Genomic DNA, 3941 nt, shown 5'->3' with positions numbered 1-3941 from the left:
TGCGCGTTGGTGCCGCTGATCCCGAACGAGGAGACGGCAGCCCGGCGCGGCCGGTCCAGGGCCGGCCACTCCCGAGCCTCGGTGAGCAGTTCCACCGCACCCGCCGACCAGTCCACCTTGCTCGACGGCTCGTCCACGTGCAGCGTCCGCGGCAACACCCCGTGCTCCATCGCCTGGACCATCTTGATGATCCCGGCCACACCGGCCGCCGCCTGCGTGTGACCCATGTTCGACTTGATCGAACCCAGCCACAGCGGCTCGTCGCCGGCCCGGTCCTGCCCGTAGGTGGCCAGCAGCGCCTGGGCCTCGATCGGGTCACCGAGCACCGTCCCGGTACCGTGCGCCTCCACTGCGTCGACCTGATCGGCCGTCAGCTGGGCATTGGCCAGCGCCTGCCGGATCACCCGCCGCTGTGCCGGCCCGTTAGGGGCAGTCAGGCCGTTCGACGCACCGTCCTGGTTGATCGCCGACCCGCGCACGATCGCCAGCACCGGGTGCCCGTTGCGCCGCGCATCCGAGAGCCGCTCGACCAGCAGCATGCCGACACCCTCGCCCCAGGCGGTCCCGTCGGCGCCGTCCGCGAAGGCCTTGATCCGGCCGTCCGCCGACAGCCCGCGCTGACGGCTGAACTCCACGAAGGTGTCCGGGGTGGCCATCACGGCGACGCCGCCGGCCAGCGCCAGCGAGCACTCACCGCTGCGCAGCGCCTGGATCGCCCAGTGCAGCGCGACCAGCGAGGAGGAGCAGGCGGTGTCGATGGTGACCGCCGGACCCTCCAGGCCGAGCACGTAGGAGACCCGGCCCGAGGCGATGGCGCCGGTGTTGTTGTTGTTCGCGTAGTCGTGGTACATCATCCCGGCGAACACGCCGGTCGCCGAGCCACGCAGCGTGCCCGGGTCGATCCCGGCCCGCTCCAGCGCCTCCCAGGAGGCCTCGAGGAGCAGCCGCTGCTGCGGGTCCATCACCAGTGCCTCGTTCGGCGAGATCCCGAAGAACGCGGGATCGAACTCGGCCGCCTCGTGCAGGAATCCGCCGTTGCGGGTGTAACTCGTGTTCGGTCGCTCGGAGTTCGGGTCGTAGAGTCGGCCCAGGTCCCAGCCGCGGTCGGTCGGGAACTCGCTGACCGCGTCCACTCCGTCGGCGACCAGTCGCCACAGCGCCTCCGGCGAGTCGACCCCGCCGGGGTAGCGGCAGGCCATGCCCACGATGGCGATCGGCTCGTCGGTCGCTGTGGTGGTCGCCACCACGGTCGCCGCCGCCTCGCCGGTCCCGGCCACCTCGGCGGTCAGGTGCTCGGCCAGGGCGGCCGGGCTCGGGTAGTCGAAGACCAAGGTCGCGGGCAGCCGGAGTCCGGTCGCCTCGCTGACCGCGTTGCGGAACTCGACGGCGCTCAGCGAGTCGAAGCCCAGGTCGCTGAAGGCGTGGTGCGGCTCGACGGCCTGCGGCGAGGAGTGGCCGAGCACGGCGGCCGCCTGGGCCCGGACCACGTCCAGCACCGCAGCGAGTTGCTCGGCCGGTGTCAGCCCGGTCAGCCGCGCCCCGAGCGCGGAGGCCGCGGCTGCCGCGCCACCTGCAGTGGCTCGCCGGGTCCGGCCGCGCACCAGGCCGCGCAGCAGCGGGGGCAGGTCCTCGCCGGCCGCGGCCAGTGCTGGCAGGTCGAGCCGGACCGGCAGTACGGCGGCATCCGCCAACTCGGCTGCGGTGTCGAGCAGCTGAAGTCCCTCGGCGGGTGCCAGCGCGGCCACGCCGGAGCGATTGATCCGACTCAGGTCGGCCCCGGCGCCCATGCCACCGGCTTCGGCGGCCCACAGGCCCCAGGCCAGCGACTGGGCGGCCAGCCCGTGCGCCTGCCGGTGCGCGGCGAGCGCGTCCAAGTAGGCGTTGGCAGCTGCGTAGTTGGCCTGTCCGGGTGCGCCGAGCACGCCGGCGACAGAGGAGAAAAGCACAAAGGCGGTCAGATTCTGGCGCTCAGTCAGCTCGTGCAGGTGCCAGGCCGCGTCCACCTTGGGACGCAGCACGCCCGCGAGGCGCTCGGCGGTAAGCGAGTTGACCGTGCCGTCGTCCAGCACGCCCGCCACGTGCACCACGCCGGTCAGGCCTTCGACGGAGGAGACCAGCAGCTCCGCGGCGGACCGGTCGGACACATCGCAGGCCGCGACCGCCACCCTGGCCCCCAGCGCGGTCAGTTCGGCCACCAGCTCGGGCATCCCGGCCGCCTCGGCGCCACGCCGGCTGGCCAGCAGGAGCGAGCCGACGCCGTGGGCAGTGACCAGGTGACGGGCCACCAGGCGGCCCAGCGTGCCGGTGGCACCGGTGACCAGCACCGTGCCCTCGGCACCGAACGTGCTGGCGGGCACGACGGGTTCGGTCGCGACCGCGATCCGGGCCAGCCGGGCGCGGTGCAGTACGCCGTCGCGGACCACGCCCTGCCACTCGCCGGTGGCCAGCATCGCGGCCACCGGCACGCTGCCGTCGCTGTCCAGCAGGACGAACCGCTCCGGGTTCTCCGCCTGGGCCGAACGGACCAGGCCCCAGACCGCCGCGCCGGCCAGGTCGGTGACCGCCTCGCCGGGCAGCGCGACAGCGCCCTCGGTCAGCACCACCAACGGCGTCTCGTGCTCTGCCGCCAGCCAGTTCTGAATGGTGCCCAGTGCCTCGGCGGCGGCAGCGTGCGCGGCGGCTGCGTCCAGCCCGGCTGCCGGACGCCACACCGTCGGCTCGACCGCACCCGCCGGGAGCGACGGGACGGCGAGCGGCGACCACTCCAGTCGGTACAGGCTCTCGTGGAAGCTGGTCCGGGCGGCAGCCAGTTGCTCGGGAGTCAGGGTGCGCAGGGTCAGCGCGGCCAGCGAGGCCACCGGCCGGCCGGCCGGGTCGGTCAGCGCGAGCGCGACGACGCCGTCGCCCTGGGGGGTGATCCGCAGCCGGACCGCGGCCGCGCCGGTGGCGTGCAGGGCGACCCGCTCCCAGGCGAACGGCAGGGTGACCCCGTCGGTGCCGATCGCACCGGTGAACGGGATCGCGTGCAGGCAGGCGTCCAGCACCGCCGGGTGCAGGCCGAACCTGGCCGCCTCACCGGCCTCCGGGAGGGCCACCTCGGCGAACACCTCGGTGCCGCGCTGCCAGGCGGCGCGCAGGCCCTGGAAGACCGGACCGTAGCCGAGGCCCGCCGCCGCCAGGTTCGGGTAGAGCTCGGTCAGGTCGATCGGGGTGGCGCCGACCGGCGGCCAGACCGAAGTGTCGAAGTCGGCGGCGGGCTCGGCGGCGGAGAGCAGACCGGTCGCGTGCCGGGTCCACGGCAGCTCGGCGGCCTCCTCGACCGGGCGAGCGTGAATGCCGACCGGCCGGGCACCGGTGGCGTCGGGTGCGCCGACGACCACCTGGAGCTGCACCGCGCCGCGCTCGGGCAGCACCAGCGGCGCCTCCAGGGTCAGCTCGTCCAGGGTGCCGCAACCGACCTGGTCGCCGGCCCGGATCGCCAGCTCGACGAAGCCGGTGCCCGGGAAGAGCACCGAGCCGCCGACCACGTGGTCGGCCAGCCAGGGCTGGGCGCCGACCGAGAGGCGGCCGGTGAGGGTGACCTGCTCGGCGTCAGGGGCACTCAGCACGGCTCCGAGCAGCGGGTGGTCCGGGGTGGCCAGACCGGCGGAGCTGACATCGGCGCTGCCGCTGCCCGAACCGTCCCAGGCTTCCAGCCAGTACTCCACGGAGTCCAGCCAGAACCGGCGGCGCTGGAAGGCGTAGGTCGGCAGGTCGACGGCCCGGGCGCCGGTGCCGGCGAAGAAGGCGGCCCAGTCGACGCCGGCGCCGTTCGCGTGCAGGGCGCCGAGGCCGGTGAGCAGTTCGCGCACCTCGTCGCGGTCGCGGCGGGTGGTGGCGATGAAGGACAGGGCGGGGTCGTCCAGGCCCATGGGGGTCAGGGCCGCGTCGGGGCCGACCTC

The 3941-nt window shown here is 74.5% G+C and carries 1 protein-coding gene; it reads right to left on the bottom strand.

Annotated features, from left to right (window positions below; translation table 11 throughout):
• Nucleotides 1–3941 (bottom strand): type I polyketide synthase (locus C7C46_RS18810; protein WP_146259130.1); only part of this gene is annotated, 3941 nt, incomplete at both ends.

Origin of the sequence: Streptomyces tateyamensis (assembly GCF_003205575.1) — a bacterium.
GTDB classification, from domain to species: domain Bacteria; phylum Actinomycetota; class Actinomycetes; order Streptomycetales; family Streptomycetaceae; genus Kitasatospora; species Kitasatospora tateyamensis.
Note: the sequence above shows the minus strand (reverse complement) of the source record. Positions and strands in the feature narration are given on the sequence as shown.